We start from the raw sequence: 17,851 nt of genomic DNA on the forward strand, positions 1-17,851 counted from the left end.
TGCTCGACGCTCTATCCTAATGGATAGGGTGCTTTTTTCTTTAGAGATGATAGGAGAATTAAAGGAGTAAACTCATACTAACCAGGAAGTAAAATCTAACTATTGGAGTTAAAAGGCCTTATATCTTTCGAAAATCTATTATATTTCTATTAAAAATCATATATTATACAAAAAAAGCTTATATTCCCGAAAAATCTTTTATATCATCCCAAAAAATGCTATAATAGAAATAGAATAACATCATCACTAGACTATACAAAAAAAATTAAATTGTGTCAAAATGATAGAAGTTAAATTAGATAGAAATATTAAAATCGTCGAGGAAAGGGGGAAGAGCTAATGGCTGATTTTCGTCATGACCGAAAAAACTTCAAGTTTAAGCATGATGCGAGGCTGAATGCCAAGCTGAACAAGGCGATGACGACTGAAAAGGCAACGCAGTTTAAGGCTTGGAAGTCTGGTAAGACTTGGGTCTATGCTGCGGCGACGTTGACGCTGTTGGCGGGAAGTATGCAGGGGATGGCACTGCCTTTTCTGGGGGAGGTTGGTCAACCGACTGTGGCAAAGGCGACAACGCAAAGCTCAGGGACCATTTCGCCAGGGCAGTCAATAAATACCCCTTCGATTTCGACCTTTCAACCCATTAATACAGAGGACCAATCCGCATGGGGAAATGCATACAGTTCAGATCCAAACTACCCAGTCCCATCACCTTGGAGTAGTGGTACTTGGTTAAACAATACTAATAATGGCCCTAATTCAAATGCAGCCACTAAGCCAATATATACGTATGATACTTATTCCACCACAATTAATATGGCGAATACCTTTAGTATGAGTTTTGCGGCTAAAGGGGCTTCGGGGGATGCCCAAGGCATATTCTTTGTTCCAGTCGCAACGACGGACGCTCAGATTCAAACCTCTTTAAGTGATAGCACCGATGCCTATGGTGGTTTAGGGATTAAAGGGATAAAAAATGCCGTCTTTGCAGGGCGGGATTTCTACTACAATAGTAATAGTGGAGACTATAATGACGGTAGTTTACTTTATTCTGGTGGTAATGGGACCTTTTCAGTTGCAGGGCAACAATCTTACCCAGGTGCCAAAGCAACAATTCGTACAACGGATGGAAGTGGCACTCTAGTCAAGGAAGGGGGCGGGGCTTCAGTAACAAACACATCTACTACTGCTAATACGACCCCCGGCCCAAGTACTGATGCAGGTATTGTGGGGGGGAGTGCGATATCGACAGCAAATGATGACGGACCTTGGTCCATCAACTGGTCACCAGATATTCCTACATCTACTAATACGGCTAATCAAGTAGGCAGTCTCACGCAGACTATCACAGGCACACTGACAGTTTCGATCAATAACTACACCTTAACCTATTCAAAGATGGTAATGCCCCTCCAAATGAAAATGGGAGCGAGTTTTCAAACAAATCAATACGGACAACGAGCTACATCAGGTAACGGTTTTAATTTCAATGGCACTATCACAGGTAATCCTCAGACTACGGTCAAGGTGAACTACCAAAGTAGAGTGACAAACGCTTACGGCAACACAAATATCTCATCAGCGCCTGCAGCAACAATCAAAGCCAATGTGATGTCTAAAATTGGGGCCTATGCAACAGTACCTACAAGTCCTGATGATGGAAATTTATATGACTATGTCGGCCCTGCTACTTTACCTGGCTATACTATCGACCCAGGCTCAAAAAGTTCAACAGTGGCAACTGCAGATGGCCTAGCCGCTTTGAACATATACTATACACCAGACAAACAAAGCGCAACTTTCAACTACAACTGGGACACAGCAAACACTCCGGGTGCGACAAGTGCAACAGCGCCAAACCTTCCTAACGGCGTGGCTCTTCCTGCAGCACAAACAACAACGGGTGTCACAGACGGAGCAATCACAGATTCAACAACAGGTAAATACCCAACCTTCACGGCGCCAGCGGGTTACAGCATTACAGGCTATTTGTATAATAATGGCACAACCATAAGCTCTTACAGCAATTTAACAGACCTCCAAACAGCCTTCCCTGCTTACAAAGTTACTGGCAATAACAGCAATACCGTCACAGTCATCCTAGCAGCCAATAACCAACAAGCCAACTTCACTTACGCCGCAGCCTCAGGAACAAATCTTCCATCAGGCTTGCCAGCCATCAGCTCGGTGACTGGTAAGACCGGCGCAACGCTCACAGCACCAACGGTGACTATTCCAGCTGGTTATACAGCCCAATACAAGGCACCTAACGGCACGCTCTATAGCACTTTAGCACAAGCAATTGCAGCGACAGCTAACGGCACCTTGACTGCTACATCAAACACGTCAAATCCGGGGACATACACTGCTGGAACCAATGACTACCAAGTCGTGCTTACAGCAAGTCCTCAGACTGTTACGTTTAATTGGATAGGCATGAACGGTACTACGACAAGCGTCCTCCCTCAAAACCTCAGCTACGGGGCCTCAGGCCTCACTACTGACAGCAGTGTCATCACAGGAGCCTACTTCAGCGCCACGACGAATCTGAAGAACTATAGTTCTGCGATTTCAGCTGTGGTGCCAGCAGGCTACTACATTTCAAGTATTTATCAAAATTACAACCCTAGCACTGGCTCAGGAACGCTGGTCGCCTCAGGCACATCAGCAGGCCAGGCCTTAAGCAACTTTGCAGCAACGAAACCAGTGGTCGCAGCGACTACGGCCAACAATACCTATACGCTGGCCCTGTCGCCATTGACCCAGACTGCAAGCTTTAGCTACGGCTATGACCCAACGATCACGAGCCCACCAGCAGCACCAGCAACGCAGACCTCGACGGGGGCAACGGCATCAACCATCAGCCCTCCGACCTTCACAGTGCCTACGGGCTACTACATCAAAGGCATCTATGCGGGCACTGCTGCGACAGGAAATCCGATTGCCACGGCAGTAGCCAACGGCACGAATGCCGTCTTCCCGTACCAGGTCTACTCAGCCGGCGGCAATCAGTATTATCTCCAACTGGCCTTGAACAATGTCAATGTCCAGTGGTCCGTCGCTGTCAATGGGGCCGACCCGCTCAATATCAACAAGCTGGCGACTTATACGACATCCGTCACCGGTGGTTCTGGGACAAGCAATTACCAAAGCAACTTGATCGATGCCATCAATAAGGCCTCGACCAATCCTGCAGTGAGCTTGTCCAATCCATCTGGCGACGGACTGACCTACGTGGACAGCAAGTCGGGCGATAAGTACCTCGTCACAGGCTACACATTGGGCTCAACGACCTATTCAAGCTTTGCTGCCCTGCTCGCCGCTAATCCAAAAGTGGCCCTTGGCACAGCAAACAGCATCCAGCAGGCCGTGACCTTAAATCTAGTGGCAGATAATACTGCGCTTGCCTCAAACGCGACGACAGCAACGAGCAACTTTACCCCTGCGACCGTCTATACACCGTCATCAGACATCACTAAAGCGATTGACCTGGACGGGAAAAATGACGATAGCAATCTCGCTACGATCAATGGCTACGATGTGGTGGCGAATATCTCAGGAGGCTCGACTAACATCTGGCAGAAGAGTGCGACAAGTCTCAAGCTCCCTGTTGGAAGTTATACTGAGACCTTCTACGCACTGAACTATAATGGTTTACAAGCCTTTAAGGCCAGTGGTGCAAGCTCAATTGTAACTTATATCCAAGGCCTTTCAAAAGACGATCTTGCCAAGTATACGGTGAGCTCAACCACGCAAATCAAGGTCAGTGAGGCTACAGCCATCACGGCCAAGCCTAGTGACCATATCGCTGCCACTCAAAACTACCAGCCAAGCCAAGACATCACCAGCACGACCAACTCTGACGCGACGAGCGGCACGACGACAACTGTCAATGGTCAACCGATTGGTGCCATCATCAGCAACGCTGCAGGCACTCAAGTCTGGACGGGAAATAGCTCGACCAGCCTGCCAAAAGGTAGTCTGGTCGCTGGTCAGTACACCTTGACCCATTATGCACTGACTGCCCAAGGTGTGGTCGACTATCAGAGCTGGCTGACCAGCCATGCGGGTGGCACGGTCGGCGACTTCGTGAAGTCGCTCAGTTCATCACAACTGACTGCTGACGCGAAGACAGCAACGACCGCCCTCACGGTCACTGACTTCAAGCTCCCATACGCTGGGGGTGAGGGCTATGTCGGCCTGGTTATGGTCGCGACAGCCGCAGCAGCCGCCTCTGCCCTCCTCTGGTTTGGTAGCCGGCGAAAGGAGGATAAGTCATGAACATCCTCCTCTTCCTATTTATCTTTTATAAAAGAAGAAGCAAAGAAAAATAAAAAAGAAGCCGGCTGACTAAGCTGGCTTCTTTTTTGTGTAACAAAAAGAATGATTCAAATCAAACCCGCCTTTTACTGAGAATAAGGGCCCGTCGCTCATACTTATATTATATTAAAAATGTCTATGATAGGAAAACGATTTGCACTTGGCGATGAATAGAGAGAGTGGAATGTTCGAGATTTGAGAAAATAGATTTTCAGGTATTGAATGGAGTGGAAGAAATCTGGGAAAATGAAGTGGAACAAGGCAAAGCTGAAGACCTGTGGGCTTCAGATTTAGCAATGAGACAGCGAAGCTGTCTGCTTGCGTGCCCCACTTCATCTTTCCCAGATTTCTGAAACGGAATACGACAGCTAAAATCGTCGATTATATTTGATTTTTTGCCCATGATTTGAGAAAATGGTCAATAATGGTCAAAAACCAAGAAAAGAGAAACTATGTCTTCACAAAATACTTCTGACATCATAGAAGCCTACCTGAGAAAGCTTCTCGAGGAGGCCAATCAGATAGAAATCAAGCGGGCTGACCTGGCTGAGCATTTTGACGTGGTCCCCTCACAGATCAACTATGTGATCAAGACCCGTTTCACAGCCTCAAAAGGCTTTGACGTCGAGTCCAAGCGAGGTGGCGGTGGCTACATCAAGATTGTCAAATATGAGTACTCCGGCCTCCATGACTTCCTGACCGGCCTCTACCAAAAGATTCCCATGAACTTGACCGCCAAGGCCTGCCAGGACATCATCCAGCTTTTATTTGATGAAAAAGTCCTGACAGAGCGTGAGGGCAATCTCCTCCTCTTGATTTTGACGGACGAGGCGATTGACCAAGTCGAGCGGGCCAGCCTGCTCAAGAAAATTATCCAAAGATTGGACCGCGATGATGAAATTTGAAACTGAGCACTTTACAACAGCAGCAAAAGAGGTCATGGAAAAGGCCTTAGAATATACAAAAATCTACCACTATGCCCAGATGGAGTCTGCCCATGTCTTAGCAGCCCTGATGACAGTCCCTGGCTCGATTGCCAATACCGTCCTCAGCCAATCAAGCCTGGACCTCGAAGACCTCCTGATTGACCTCGAAGACTTCTCCAGTCTTGTCGATGTGAAAAAGTCTGAGATCCACATGACACCACGCTTAGAGAAGTTGGTCTGGTTTGCGGCCAGTCTGGCCTCAAATAATGGCTCTGATAAAATCGGGACTGAGCACCTGCTCTTTGCCATCCTCCAAGATGATGCTGGTTTTGCCAAACAGCTCTTCCGGGCACAAAATGTCAATGTTGACGGCATCATGAAGGAGCTGGAAAGCCGGATGCCTTTTGAGTTGCCCCAAGCCCGCAAGGTCGTGACCCCAGCAGGTAAGCGGGACTTGGCTAAAAAGATCTCGCCTGAGTCGACGACACCGACCCTTGACACAGTCGCCACCGACCTGACCCTGGCAGCAAGAGAAGGCGAGCTCGACCCGATGATTGGCCGGGAGCAAGAGCTGGAGCGGATGATTCACATCCTGAGCCGACGGACCAAGAACAACCCCGTCCTCGTCGGCGAGCCAGGTGTCGGCAAGACCGCGATCGTTGAAGGCTTTGCCCAACGGATTGCAACGGGTGATGTGCCCGTCGGCCTCATGGGCAGCCGGGTCATGAGCCTGAGCATGGCTAATGTCGTGGCTGGGACCAAGTTCCGGGGCGAGTTTGAAGACCGGATGTCAGCCATCGTTGAGGAAGTGACCAATGACCCTCGGGTCATCGTCTTTATCGATGAGTTGCATACCATCATTGGTGCAGGTGGCGGGATGGATTCGGTCACAGATGCGTCTAATATCTTGAAGCCAGCCCTAGCTCGTGGTGCCTTCCAGCTGATTGGTGCGACCACCTACAATGAATATCAAAAATACATCGAAAAAGACGAGGCCCTCGACCGGCGTTTTGCCAAGGTCAATGTGGATGAGCCTTCTCAAGAAGACAGCATCAAAATCTTAAATGGTCTGAAAACTAAGTTTGAAGACTACCACCAAGTGCATTTCACAGATGAAGCTATCGAGTCTGCCGTGAGCCTCTCGACCCGCTACATGACCAACCGTCGCCTGCCTGACAAGGCCATTGACCTGCTTGATGAGGCGGCTGCCGCCGTGAAAATCAAGGTCAAGAATGTCCACAAGGGCCGGATTGACATGGCTCATGACTTTGACTTGCTTGAAAATGAGCTGGCAGAAGCCCTGAGCCAGCTTGACATGAAAAAGAGCCACGAATTAGAGCTCAAGGCTCAAAAACTGGGCCAGAAGATTCAAAACTTCAGGGTCAAAGAGGGCGATTTCTCTCTTGTTGAAGCTAGAGACGTCGTTGCTGTCGTTTCCAATCTGACAGGCGTGCCGATCAAAGAAATGACCAAGTCTGAAAGCGACCGACTCCTCAAGCTCGAGGCTGAGCTCCACAAGCGGGTCGTCGGCCAGGAAGAAGCGATTTCAGCGGTTTCCAGAGCTATTCGTCGCTCCCGCTCTGGGATTGCCGATGCTCAGCGGCCTATGGGAAGCTTTATGTTCCTAGGGCCTACGGGGGTCGGTAAGACCGAGCTCGCCAAGGCACTCGCTGCCAGCATTTTCGGCTCTGAAGACAATATGATCCGGGTCGACATGTCTGAGTACATGGAGAAATTCTCGACCTCACGCTTGATTGGGGCCCCTCCAGGATATGTCGGCTATGACGAAGGTGGCCAGCTGACCGAGCAGGTCCGCAACCATCCTTATTCTGTCGTCCTGCTCGACGAGGTCGAAAAGGCCCATCCAGACGTCTTTAACATCATGTTGCAGATTCTGGACGATGGCTTTGTGACTGACACCAAGGGTCGCAAGGTTGATTTCAGAAATACCATTATCATCATGACCAGCAATCTGGGAGCTACAGCCATCCGAGACGACCATACCGTCGGCTTTGGGGCCAAGTCTGCTGGGGCGGATTATTCTGCCATGAAGGCTCGGATTATGGAAGAGCTCAAAAAGCACTACCGGCCGGAGTTCCTCAACCGGATTGATGAGACGATTGTCTTCCATTCATTGACGGAGGCCGAGATTCATCAGGTACTCAAGATTATGTCCCGTGGCCTGGTTGACCGGCTTAAGGCTCAAAAGATTTCGGTCAAATTTACAACAGCAGCCTACAAGCATATTGCTACAAAGGGCTTTGACCCTGAGTACGGTGCGAGACCGCTTCGCAAGGCTATCCAGTCTGAGATTGAAGACCGCCTCAGTGAAGAGTTGATTGCTGGCAATATCAAGCCGGGCGATAAGATTTCTATCGGTGCAGCAAATAAAAAGATTAGAATCTCTCATATTGTTTGAATATAAAGCCCTTTCATGTTATAATTTAATTAGAAATAAAGGAAGGACGGTTCTTAAAGTTAGCGAGAGAGCTCCAAGTAGAACAGTCTCGATAACAGGGCCGTAATGGTATCCCTATATGATTAAATTTAATATTCGTGGCGAAAATGTCGAAGTAACAGAGGCGATTCGTACTTATGTTGAAGACAAGATTGGCAAACTCGAAAAATATTTTAACGACGGTCATGATGTGACAGCACATGTCAACCTCAAGGTCTACACAGAAAAACGCAGCAAGGTCGAAGTGACTATCCCTGCGAAGAACGTAACCTTGCGGGCAGAGGATACTTCACAAGATATGTATGCCAGCATCGACCTTGTAGAGGAAAAACTGGAACGTCAAGTGCGGAAGTTTAAGACGCGGATGAACCGTAAGAACAAGCTGAGCACACCGACCGGCCAAGCCTTTGCAGATGAGTTTGCACCGCTTGATGCCGCAGATGAAATCGCAGATGATGTGAAAATCGTCCGCACCAAGCATTTGGCCTTGAAGCCAATGGACGCAGAAGAAGCAGTCCTCCAAATGGACATGCTGGGACATGATTTCTATGTCTTTACTGACGCAGATACCAACGGTACAAATGTGGTTTACAAGCGTACTGATGGAAACATTGGTCTTATCGAGACCGAATAAAGCCATGTTGAGGGTCTGGGGAATTTCGGCTCTATAATAAATCGTGTGGGAAATGTCCCACACGATTTGACAAAGAGCCGGAATTTCCCCAGGCCCCTTTTTTATTTGTGCCTTGCAGGCGGCTGGCCCTTCGGGCCCACCTTCGGTGGAAGTCCCCTTCGGGTTAGGGGATGTTTCTAGTAGTGGGTGCTCGCGGAACTAGCTTCGAGTGTTGCTAAGCCCTGCTTAGTCTCGCTCACGCGAGCCGTCGCATGGCAAAGCAACACTACTTGCGGATTTCCGCTCCGCGGATTATGGGAAAGCAAAGCTTTCTCATAATCCCACTACTAGAAAATCCCCTGGGTTAGAGCTCCGCTCCCGCCTTCGGCGGCCCGCTTCGCGGCTTTTGCAAGGCAAAAGGGCCGAAGGCCAATCCCTAGGGGATTTTCTAATAATGGGAAGACAAGCAGCTCTGCTGCTTAGTCTTCCGCGCAGGTGAGATCCGCAAGTACTATTTCTTAGTGGCATGACGGCTCGCCTTGGCGAGACTAAATGACACTTAGAAATAGTCGTAGCTAGCTCACCGAGCACTCCATTATTAGAAACATCCCACCCCCGAAGGGAAAAGCCGCCTGCAAGGCAAAAAATAAAATTCTTGACAAGAAAGAATATATGTTATATAATGAAAAAGTTGAAAAGCAGAAGCACCCGCTTCTCGCCTAAGGAGCCGATAGCCCTGGGCAGACGAAATGGAATTATTCAATTAAAACGAATGTTTTCATGAGCGGGGCACTGATGGTGTTCCGCTTTTGTTTTTCTTAAAAAAACTAATTTTATAAAGGAGAACGAGTCATCGCAAAACAAGATTCAAGAAAACCTCTGATGAACGGTCAAATCCGCTCACGTGAGGTGCGACTCATCGGTGCTGACGGCGAACAGCTGGGTGTAACACCTACTGCTGAAGCCTTGAACCAGGCCGAAGAGCTCGACATGGATTTGGTTCTGATTTCCAATCAAGAGCCTCCTGTTGCGAAAATCATGGATTATACCAAATTCATGTTTGAGCAAAAGAAGAAACAAAAAGAAGCGAAGAAGAAGCAAGCGGTTGTTTCCGTCAAAGAAGTGCGTCTGTCACCCGTTATTGACCAAAACGACTTTGATACCAAGCTTCGCCAGGCCATCAAGTTCCTTGAAAAAGGCGACAAGGTCAAAGTTTCTATCCGTTTCAAGGGCCGGATGATTACCCACCAAGATGTGGGACGTCAGGTCATGGACAAGTTTGCCAAGGCGACTGAAGAAGTTGCTACGGTCGAACAACGTGCCAAAATGGATGGCCGCCAAATGTTCTTGCAGTTGGCTCCCATCAAGAAAAAAGATTAGTCTTCAGGCTCAGGCCTGCTTACTATAAAAATCCAAGGAGAATTAAAAATGCCAAAACAAAAAACACACCGCGCATCAGCTAAACGTTTCAAACGTACTGGTTCAGGCGGTCTTAAACGCTTCCGCGCTTACACTTCTCACCGTTTCCACGGTAAGACTGTAAAACAACGTCGCCAACTTCGTAAGGCACGTATGGTTTCTAAGGGAGACTTCAAGCGTATCCGTCGTATGGTAGCGACGATGAAATAATCCGAAAGGATTATTTCAAGTAACGGTCCGGGGGACCGTTACGGTGGGAGCTAGTCCCGAGGCAAGGCCGAGGGAGACGATGAAGTAATTACATTGTTCAGCTCTCGACAAAATTAAATTAAGAATATTATCTAAGAATTATTAAAGGAGAACACACATGGCTCGTGTTAAAGGAAGCGTTGCAACTCGTGCACGCCGCAAACGCGTATTAAAACTCGCAAAAGGTTACTATGGTGCTAAGCACCGTCTCTTCAAGACTGCTAAAGAGCAAGTCATGAACTCATACTACTATGCATTCCGCGATCGTCGTCAAAAGAAACGCGACTTCCGTAAATTGTGGATTGCACGTATCAATGCAGCTGCTCGTATGAACGGTATCTCATACAGTAAAATGATGCACGGTTTGAAACTTGCAGAAGTTGAAGTAAACCGTAAGATGCTTGCTGAATTGGCAGTATCAGACGAAAAAGCTTTCAAGGTGCTTGCTGATACAGCTAAGGATGCTTTGAAATAAGAAGTAATGAAGAGGCCTTAGGGCTTTTTTTGTTTTCCCTGCTATTATCACTAAAGTTGAGGTCATGTTGACCTCGACTTTTTTCTTTTTCTAAACTTGTCCATCCAATCTCTCTAAACCATTAACATACTGTTTACCTAATATTTACCAACTATTTACGTTCAAAAGCTTTCATCTGAGAGATAATAAAAGAGTAATAAAAATATTAAGGAGAAATGAAATTGCCCCGTTTACATGATCTTGAGCTGATTGGGATTGACAAGAGCTTTGCCACAAGTAAGGTCCTCTCGGATATTTCAATCAGCCTAAAAAATGGAGAAATCCTCTCTATTCTAGGGCCGTCAGGCTGCGGAAAGACCACCCTCTTAAACCTGATTCTGGGTCTAGAGCAGGCGGATGCTGGAAAAATCCTCTATGAGGACAGGGAGGTCAATTGCCTCCCCATGGAGAAACGAGGTTTCAACATCGTCTTTCAAGACTACGCCCTCTTTCCCCACCTCTCGGTCGACAAAAACATCAGGTATGGTCTGGCCAATAAAAAAGGCTTAACATCAGAAGCAGAACTAGCCGAGCTTATCGACCTTCTCGACCTTGGCCCCCATCTCAAAAAACGGATTGACCAGCTCTCAGGTGGCCAAAAGCAACGGGTGGCCCTGGCGAGGACCCTGGTCATGAAGCCTAAAATCCTCCTCCTGGACGAGCCCCTCTCAGCCCTTGACGGCATGATTAAAGAGGGCATCAAGCAACGGATTATCAAGATTGCCAAGCAGATGAATCTCATGACCATCATCGTGACCCACGACCCAGAAGAAGCCTTGACCATGTCGGATAAGGTCCTGATTCTGGAAAAAGGCCGGGTGGCCCAGTTTGGGACCAGAGAGGAAATCGTCGCATCCCCAGCCAACAGCTTTGTGAAAAATTTTATCCTCGAGCAACTTGAAAGCAAGAAGGAAAACATCATGAAGCTCTTTGCAGGCAAGAAGGAGTTCCAGCTTGACTACTAAAAAATGGCCAGCCATCAGCCTAAATCTAATGATTCTCCTCTTCTTTGCCAGCCTCCTGATTCTCCCCCTGGGCAGGCTCTTGATCCTTGCCTTTACGAGCGAGGGCCAGTTTACGTTGGCCAATATCCAGGCAACGCTCAGCCGGCCCGACATTGGCTTGGCCTTTGGCCACAGCCTCTTTCTAGCCAGTCTCTCCGCCTTCTTTGCTGTGATTCTGGCCTTTATCTTAGCTTTTACAGTCAATTTCACAAAGATGTCGGCCCTGCTGAAAAAGGCCATTGAGACACTTGCCCTCTTCCCCATGTTTCTGCCGACCCTGGCCTATGGCTACAGCATCATCTATGCCTTCGGTGCCCAGAGCCCGCTAACCCGCCTGAATCATGACAATCTCATCCTCACCCCTTTTGGCCCCCAGGGCATGGTCATCGGCTTTATTATTTATACCTTCCCGATTGCCTTTATCCTGCTTAATTCTTCTATGAAATACATCGACATGCGATTATTTACAGTCTCAAGGTTAATGGGGGATTCGAGGCTCAGGAGTTTCTGGACTTGCCTGATTCGTCCCCTCCTTATCAGCATCTGTCTTGCCTTTATCCAAGCCTTCTTCCTAAGCTTCACAGACTTTGGACTGCCAAGTGCTCTGGCTGGCAATTATCCCCTCCTCTCCAGCCTCTTATTTAGCCAGATGCAGGGGGCTCTGGCCAATTTTGGCCAGGGGACAGTGATTGCCCTTCTCATGCTCCTTCCAAGTCTCTTGACGACGGCTTTGATGGTCTTCCTTCAACGCTTCCAGGTCAAGCAACAGGCAAAATCAAGCTTCGTCGCCTTTGCTGGCAGAGCCTGGGACTGGGTCTTTGGCGGGGCTTCACTCCTGATTATTTCCCTCAGTATCCTAGTTTTTCTACCGATATTTGTTGTTCCTTTTGTCACAGCCTATCCTTATGTGATGGACTTTAGCCTGGTCCATCTTCAGGAGGTCTTTAACAACCAGAGCCTGATTTCGATTTATCAGTTGACCCTGAAAATGGCAATGCTGACAGCCCTTATCGGTAGTGTCTTCTATTTTGCCATGGCCTATCTGGCGACGAGGAGTCGGATTGCAGGTAGAGTATTTGCAGTTTTTCATTTCCTGTCAAACATGACCAATGCCATTCCAGGTATGGTCTTGGGGATTGCCTTCCTCTTTATCTTTTCAGGCACGCCACTCAATGGCTCGCTCTGGCTCCTGGTCCTGGTTAATCTGATTCATTTCCTGGCCAGCCCTTACCAGATGGCGATCCAGGCACTGAGCAAGCTCTCAAAGCATTATGAGACGACCTCAAGACTCCTGGGCGATAGCTTCATAAAGACCATCTTCAAGGTCATCTTGCCCAACATTCGCCATACAATCTTTGAAATGATGAGCTACCTTTTCATCCAATCCATGGTCACTATCTCAGCTATCGTCTTCCTGGTCGGCGTAGACAGCCAGACCATCACGACAAGCATGCAGAGCCTCCAGCAGTTCAATCAATATGCCCAGGTCTTTGTCCTTGCCCTCTTCCTCTTTGGAACAAACCTTCTGGTCAAGCTCATCTTCCACTTCCTAGGAAGCTATGATTTTTCAGCCTTGAGAGCTAGGACCAGCCACTATAAAAAGCGTATCCTTTCTAAGAAAGAGGCCATCAGCCTCGAGTCCAATCAATTATCAACCGTCGAACACACAACAAATGGAGAATAAGATGAATTTCAAAAAAATTATCACAACAACAGCGATTATCAGCCTCTCGGTCACAGGTCTTCTCGCCCTTTCTGCCTGCTCTTCATCCAAGGCTTCAAAAGATGCCACATCTGGCAAAGAAGTCGTCATCTACACCAATGCTGATAAGGAAGCAGAGACCGTCATGAAAAAGACCCTCGATGACAATGGCTACAAGGGAGCCTACAAGTTTGTAGACTTTGGCTCAGCTGATCTCAACACCAAGGTCAACGCCGAAGGGACAAACCTCCAGGCAGACCTGGTCACTCTTTCGACCTTCTATATCGACTCTGCCCAAAAGTCGAAAGACATGTTTGCCGACTGGAAAACGCCTGGCAATCTCCTAGATAATTTCAAGCAGGAAGGCTTCCAAAGCCCAATTCTTGGCCTCGAAGGCTCGCTTATGGTCAACACAGCAGTCCTCAAGAGCAAGGGGCTAGCCAAGCCAAGCTCTATAAAAGACCTGACTAAGCCAGAATACAAAGGCCTTATCTCATTTCCAAGCCTGGAAACCTCGACCACAGGTTGGCTGATGGTCCAAGCCCTTATTTCCAAATACGGAGAAGTAGAAGCTCAAAACATCTTGACCGGCCTGATTAAAAATGCTGGTGCCCACCTGACCAGCTCCGGCTCAGCCCCAGTCCAGGACGTGACCAGCGGACAGGTTGCTGTTGCCTTTGGCCTTCGTCAACAGGGTGTCGAAGCTCAAAAACAAGGTCAACCCATCGAAGTCATCAATGCCAGTGAAGGCAACTACGTCTTGACCGAGTCTGTCGCTGTGGTCAAGCACAAGGACATTAAGGACAAGACTGAAAAAATTGCTGAAGTCCTGGCAACGAAAACCCGCAAAGACCTGATGGGCTACTATCCACCAGCCATTTTCAAGGGCGAGCAGGAAAGCAACAATGAAAGTCTCCGAGGAGAATACTTCGACAAGCCGTTGAGCACGGACCTCCTGAAGTCTCAAATCCAAATCTTTGAAAAAGCAAAAGCAGCTGCAAACTAAGAAAGGGCAAGATGAAGCAAGAATACAAACTTTTAACACCAGGACCTCTGACCACGACGGCGACGGTCAAAGAGGCCATGCTGGTCGACCACTGCACCTGGGATGATGACTACAAGCGGATCACGCAAGACATCCGAGCCAAACTCCTTGAAATCGCTGGTGCTTCAGGCCAGGACTACACCAGCATTTTGATGCAGGGTTCAGGGAGTTTTGGTGTAGAATCTGTGATTTCAAGTGTCCTGGACAGCGAGGATTGCCTCCTTATCCTGTCAAACGGGGCTTATGGCCAGAGGCTCGGCGAGATTGCAGCTGCCCACAAACTCAACTTTGTCCTCTACGAGCAGGCCTACAACCAACAGCCTGATGTCCATGAGGTTAGTGACCTCCTAAGAGTTCATCCAGAAATCAGCCACATCGCTATGGTCCATTCTGAGACCACGACTGGTATGCTCAATGACCTGGAGCCCTTTGCTGAGCTCTGCAAGGAAAAAGACCTTTACTTTATTGTCGACGCCATGTCGAGCTTTGGCGGTATTGAGATTGATGTCACAGGCCTGGACATTGACTACCTGATTTCTTCTGCTAATAAGTGCCTCCAGGGCGTGCCGGGTTTTTCCTTTATCATTGCTAAAAAATCCAGCCTTGAAGTCAGTCGTGGAAAGGCAGACACCCTCTCGCTTGACCTCCATGCCCAGTATGACGGTATGTTTGATGGCAAATGGCGTTTTACCTCGCCGACCCACGTTGTCATTGCCTTTGAGCAGGCACTGAAGGAGTTTGAAGCAGAAGGCGGGATTCCAGCCAGACATGCCCGCTATGCAGGTAACATGGGCATCCTTATTGAAAACTTCAAGGAAATTGGCCTGATGAGCTACCTCACCGAGGACAACCAGGGACCATTTATTGCCACCTTCCATTATCCTCGGGATAATTTTGACTTCAAGGACATGTATGCCTTTATCAAAGAACGGGGCTATGCGATTTATCCAGGAAAGCTAAATAATATGGACACCTTTAGAATCGGTGTTATCGGCGAGATTTATCCAGAAGATATAAAATTACTCACAGCAGTGATGAAGGAGTATTTTAGCAAATGAAAATTGAAGCAGTAATTTTAGACTGGGCAGGGACAACCGTAGATTATGGATGCTTTAGCCCGGTTCAGGCCTTTGTGGATGCCTTTGAAAGTCAGGGGATTGGCGTGACCTTAGAGGAGGTCAGAGAGCCGATGGGCATATTAAAGCGCGACCACATCATCGCCATGCTTGAAATGCCAAGGATTAACTCCGCATTTAAGGAGCTAAAAGGGCGTGATTACAATGATGAGGATGTCGACCAAATTTTGGAAGTCTTTACAGATAAGCTGATGAGTCATCTGAGACTGGGGACCAGCCTGAAGCCGGGCACGCTCGAAATTGCTCAGCTCCTCAGGGAAAAAGGCATTAAAATTGGCTCAACGACAGGTTACACCAAGGCCATGCTTGAGCCGGTGGCAGAAGCAGCGGCCAGGCTCGGTTATACACCAGACATGGCCGTAACGCCCGAAGAAGTTGCAGGCTTTGGCCGTCCCTACCCCTATATGATTTTTGAAAATCTCAAGCGATTGGAAGTCATGTCGACTGAAAATGTCATCAAGATTGGCGATACTGTCGCTGATGTCCTAGAGGCAAAGCATGCCGGCATCAAGAGCTTTGCTGTTGTCGAAGGCTCGTCTGTCATGGCCCTATCTGAAGAAGAGTGGGAGACCTTGAGTCCTGATGAGCAGGAGCAGAGGTCGTTTGCTGTCAAGAAGGTCTTCCTGGAGGCTGGGGCGGATGTGGTCTTGCAGAATTTGGGAGAGTTAGTGGCTTATCTTTGATTTTTGAAATAGGGATAGACGACTAAATTACTGCAATGAAAAATAAAAAGTTGGGAAGCATACGAACAGAGTATGGGGCATTTCCTGAAGAACATGAAATGCTCACGGCTAAAATTTTCATGCACGCAGGTTTTGATGTTCTTTTCTTGAGCCCGAGAAGGTCCAAGGATATGAAGACGCCAGATGTTGAAATCAATGGGGTGCTCTGGGAGATTAAATCCCCGACCGGAACTTCTAAAGCTACGATAGACCGCAATATCAAGCGGGCCATAAAGCAATCTCGTAACATTATCATTGATACAAGAAGATGTAAACTCGCTGATGAGGAAATCAGACATTTTTTAGTCAAGACTGAGAAGAGCCTTGCTGGTGTAAGGAGGTTGAAACTCATCACAAAGCGAGGGAAAATCATTGACATCAAAGGCTAATTTGATATAATAAGATTAACGGATAGAGGACGCCAGTGCTGAACTGCACAGGCCAGCCTCTGTCCCTTTTTTCGTTTGACAAATCCCCTGAAAACAGATAGAATAAGTAAGTACGGAAGAGTAACTCAGCACGGCTTTTTCCAGGGAATCCAGCCCATCGACTGTAAGGCAGGATATCAGCCACTGAGCGAAGTTCACCCGATTTGAATTAAATAAGTCAAAAAATTAAGTAAAAAATAGGATGGTACCGCGGTTTTCGCTCCTTTGTTGGAGAGATACTGCGGTATTTTTATTTTGAAAGGGAAAAAATGGGATTACAAGAAAACATCGAAACACTGCGTAAAGATACGCTGGCAAAGCTGGCAGTTATTCAAGACGAGAAGATGCTCAATGATATCCGGGTGGATATTCTTGGGAAAAAAGGTCAGCTGACAGAAATTCTTAAAGGAATGAAGGACCTCTCAGGCGATGAACGGCCAAAAATCGGGGCTCTGGCCAATGACTTCCGGGATAAGGTTAACGCCCTGATTGAAGAAAAAAAAGAGGTCATCGAGCAAGAAGAGATGACAAAGGCCCTGCAGAGTGAGCGGATTGACGTGACCCTGCCTGGCAAGTCACAGAAGCAAGGGACGCGTCATATCCTTACCCAGACCCAGGAAGAAATCGAAGACATCTTTATCGGTTTGGGCTATGAGGTGGTCGACGGCTATGAGGTCGAGACCGACTACTACAACTTTGAGCGGATGAATCTGCCAAAAGATCACCCTGCGCGTGACATGCAGGATACTTTCTATATCACAGATGACATCCTGCTCCGGACTCACACCAGCCCAATGCAGGCCCGGACTCTTGACAGCCATGACTGGTCTAAGGGCGGCCTTCGCATGATTGCACCAGGACGTGTTTACCGTCGTGATACGGACGATGCGACCCACTCCCATCAATTCCACCAGGTTGAAGGGCTTGTCGTTGATAAGCATGTGACGATGGCAGACCTCAAGGGAACCCTCGACCTTGTCATGAAGAAAATGTTCGGTGCAGACCGTCAAATTCGCCTCCGCCCGAGCTACTTCCCATTCACAGAGCCCTCTATCGAAGTGGATATCTCATGCTTCAAATGTGGCGGTGCCGGCTGTAACGTCTGCAAGCACACAGGCTGGATTGAAATCTTAGGCGCTGGGATGGTCCATCCAAATGTGCTTGAAATGGCAGGTTTGGACCCTAAAGAATATCAAGGCTTCGCCTTTGGACTTGGTCAAGAACGGATTGCCATGCTGCGTTATGGGATTAATGATATTCGTGGCTTTTATCAGGGAGATTTGCGTTTCTTGGAGCAGTTTGGGAAGTAAAAGAA

General features: G+C 48.0%; 14 protein-coding genes and 1 other annotated feature. All 14 genes read left to right on the forward strand.

Annotated features, from left to right (window positions below):
• The first annotated feature begins 339 nt into the window (after positions 1–339).
• The 14 genes from NtB2_RS01810 to pheS all read left to right on the forward strand — a co-directional run bounded on the left by NtB2_RS01810 (position 340) and on the right by pheS (position 17,846).
• Positions 340–4,281: a KxYKxGKxW signal peptide domain-containing protein gene (locus NtB2_RS01810; RefSeq protein ID WP_109245240.1), complete on the forward strand. Its 3,942-nt coding sequence runs from the start codon at positions 340–342 to the stop codon at positions 4,279–4,281.
• 491 nt (positions 4,282–4,772) lie between these two features.
• Entirely contained in the window at positions 4,773–5,225 is a 453-nt protein-coding gene (locus NtB2_RS01815) for a CtsR family transcriptional regulator (RefSeq protein ID WP_109245241.1), read from the forward strand.
• Positions 5,215–7,665: an ATP-dependent Clp protease ATP-binding subunit gene (locus NtB2_RS01820; RefSeq protein WP_109245382.1), complete on the forward strand. Its 2,451-nt coding sequence runs from the start codon at positions 5,215–5,217 to the stop codon at positions 7,663–7,665. Before NtB2_RS01815 ends, NtB2_RS01820 begins: the two co-directional genes overlap by 11 nt.
• Before the next feature lie 118 nt (positions 7,666–7,783).
• Complete coding sequence (gene hpf, locus NtB2_RS01825) at positions 7,784–8,338, forward strand: ribosome hibernation-promoting factor, HPF/YfiA family (RefSeq protein WP_109245242.1); 555 nt, start codon at positions 7,784–7,786, stop codon at positions 8,336–8,338.
• 669 nt (positions 8,339–9,007) lie between these two features.
• Positions 9,008–9,138, forward strand: a sequence feature (ribosomal protein L20 leader region).
• A gap of 58 nt (positions 9,139–9,196) precedes the next feature.
• On the forward strand, positions 9,197–9,697 hold the full coding sequence (gene infC, locus NtB2_RS01830; RefSeq protein ID WP_263970103.1) for a translation initiation factor IF-3: 501 nt from the start codon (positions 9,197–9,199) through the stop codon (positions 9,695–9,697).
• Positions 9,698–9,745: 48 nt separating this feature from the next.
• The gene (gene rpmI, locus NtB2_RS01835; RefSeq protein WP_109245244.1) at positions 9,746–9,946 is read left to right on the forward strand and encodes a 50S ribosomal protein L35; all 201 of its coding nucleotides are present in this window, start codon (positions 9,746–9,748) and stop codon (positions 9,944–9,946) included.
• 157 nt (positions 9,947–10,103) lie between these two features.
• The gene (gene rplT / locus NtB2_RS01840) at positions 10,104–10,460 is read left to right on the forward strand and encodes a 50S ribosomal protein L20 (RefSeq protein WP_109245245.1); all 357 of its coding nucleotides are present in this window, start codon (positions 10,104–10,106) and stop codon (positions 10,458–10,460) included.
• A 221-nt stretch (positions 10,461–10,681) separates the two neighbouring features.
• On the forward strand, positions 10,682–11,464 hold the full coding sequence (locus NtB2_RS01845) for an ABC transporter ATP-binding protein (protein ID WP_225867034.1): 783 nt from the start codon (positions 10,682–10,684) through the stop codon (positions 11,462–11,464).
• Positions 11,454–13,187: an ABC transporter permease subunit gene (locus tag NtB2_RS01850; protein WP_109245247.1), complete on the forward strand. Its 1,734-nt coding sequence runs from the start codon at positions 11,454–11,456 to the stop codon at positions 13,185–13,187. The genes NtB2_RS01845 and NtB2_RS01850 overlap by 11 nt, the downstream gene beginning before the upstream one ends.
• Before the next feature lies 1 nt (position 13,188).
• The gene (locus tag NtB2_RS01855) at positions 13,189–14,211 is read left to right on the forward strand and encodes an extracellular solute-binding protein (RefSeq protein WP_165814934.1); all 1,023 of its coding nucleotides are present in this window, start codon (positions 13,189–13,191) and stop codon (positions 14,209–14,211) included.
• Between the two features lie 11 nt (positions 14,212–14,222).
• Complete coding sequence (gene phnW, locus NtB2_RS01860; protein ID WP_109245249.1) at positions 14,223–15,308, forward strand: 2-aminoethylphosphonate--pyruvate transaminase; 1,086 nt, start codon at positions 14,223–14,225, stop codon at positions 15,306–15,308.
• Complete coding sequence (phnX, locus tag NtB2_RS01865) at positions 15,305–16,069, forward strand: phosphonoacetaldehyde hydrolase (RefSeq protein ID WP_109245250.1); 765 nt, start codon at positions 15,305–15,307, stop codon at positions 16,067–16,069. The genes phnW and phnX overlap by 4 nt, the downstream gene beginning before the upstream one ends.
• Before the next feature lie 35 nt (positions 16,070–16,104).
• The gene (locus NtB2_RS01870) at positions 16,105–16,497 is read left to right on the forward strand and encodes a CdiA C-terminal domain-containing protein (RefSeq protein WP_109245251.1); all 393 of its coding nucleotides are present in this window, start codon (positions 16,105–16,107) and stop codon (positions 16,495–16,497) included.
• Between the two features lie 308 nt (positions 16,498–16,805).
• Positions 16,806–17,846 (forward strand): phenylalanine--tRNA ligase subunit alpha, encoded by a 1,041-nt coding sequence (pheS, locus tag NtB2_RS01875; protein ID WP_109245252.1) that lies wholly within the window; start codon positions 16,806–16,808, stop codon positions 17,844–17,846.
• Positions 17,847–17,851: the final 5 nt, after the last annotated feature.

It is taken from the genome of Lactococcus termiticola (assembly GCF_003116835.1).
Lineage (GTDB): Bacteria > Bacillota > Bacilli > Lactobacillales > Streptococcaceae > Lactococcus > Lactococcus termiticola.

What these genes read in the sequence shown, in the direction of transcription:
- NtB2_RS01820 (WP_109245382.1), top strand. Translation starts at nt 5,215, where the DNA reads ATGAAATTTGAAACTGAGCACTTTACAACAGCAGCAAAAGAGGTCATG.
- hpf (WP_109245242.1), top strand. Translation starts at nt 7,784, where the DNA reads ATGATTAAATTTAATATTCGTGGCGAAAATGTCGAAGTAACAGAGGCG.
- NtB2_RS01870 (WP_109245251.1), top strand. Translation starts at nt 16,105, where the DNA reads ATGAAAAATAAAAAGTTGGGAAGCATACGAACAGAGTATGGGGCATTT.
- NtB2_RS01810 (WP_109245240.1), top strand. Translation starts at nt 340, where the DNA reads ATGGCTGATTTTCGTCATGACCGAAAAAACTTCAAGTTTAAGCATGAT.
- rpmI (WP_109245244.1), top strand. Translation starts at nt 9,746, where the DNA reads ATGCCAAAACAAAAAACACACCGCGCATCAGCTAAACGTTTCAAACGT.
- phnW (WP_109245249.1), top strand. Translation starts at nt 14,223, where the DNA reads ATGAAGCAAGAATACAAACTTTTAACACCAGGACCTCTGACCACGACG.
- NtB2_RS01815 (WP_109245241.1), top strand. Translation starts at nt 4,773, where the DNA reads ATGTCTTCACAAAATACTTCTGACATCATAGAAGCCTACCTGAGAAAG.
- rplT (WP_109245245.1), top strand. Translation starts at nt 10,104, where the DNA reads ATGGCTCGTGTTAAAGGAAGCGTTGCAACTCGTGCACGCCGCAAACGC.
- phnX (WP_109245250.1), top strand. Translation starts at nt 15,305, where the DNA reads ATGAAAATTGAAGCAGTAATTTTAGACTGGGCAGGGACAACCGTAGAT.
- pheS (WP_109245252.1), top strand. Translation starts at nt 16,806, where the DNA reads ATGGGATTACAAGAAAACATCGAAACACTGCGTAAAGATACGCTGGCA.
- NtB2_RS01855 (WP_165814934.1), top strand. Translation starts at nt 13,189, where the DNA reads ATGAATTTCAAAAAAATTATCACAACAACAGCGATTATCAGCCTCTCG.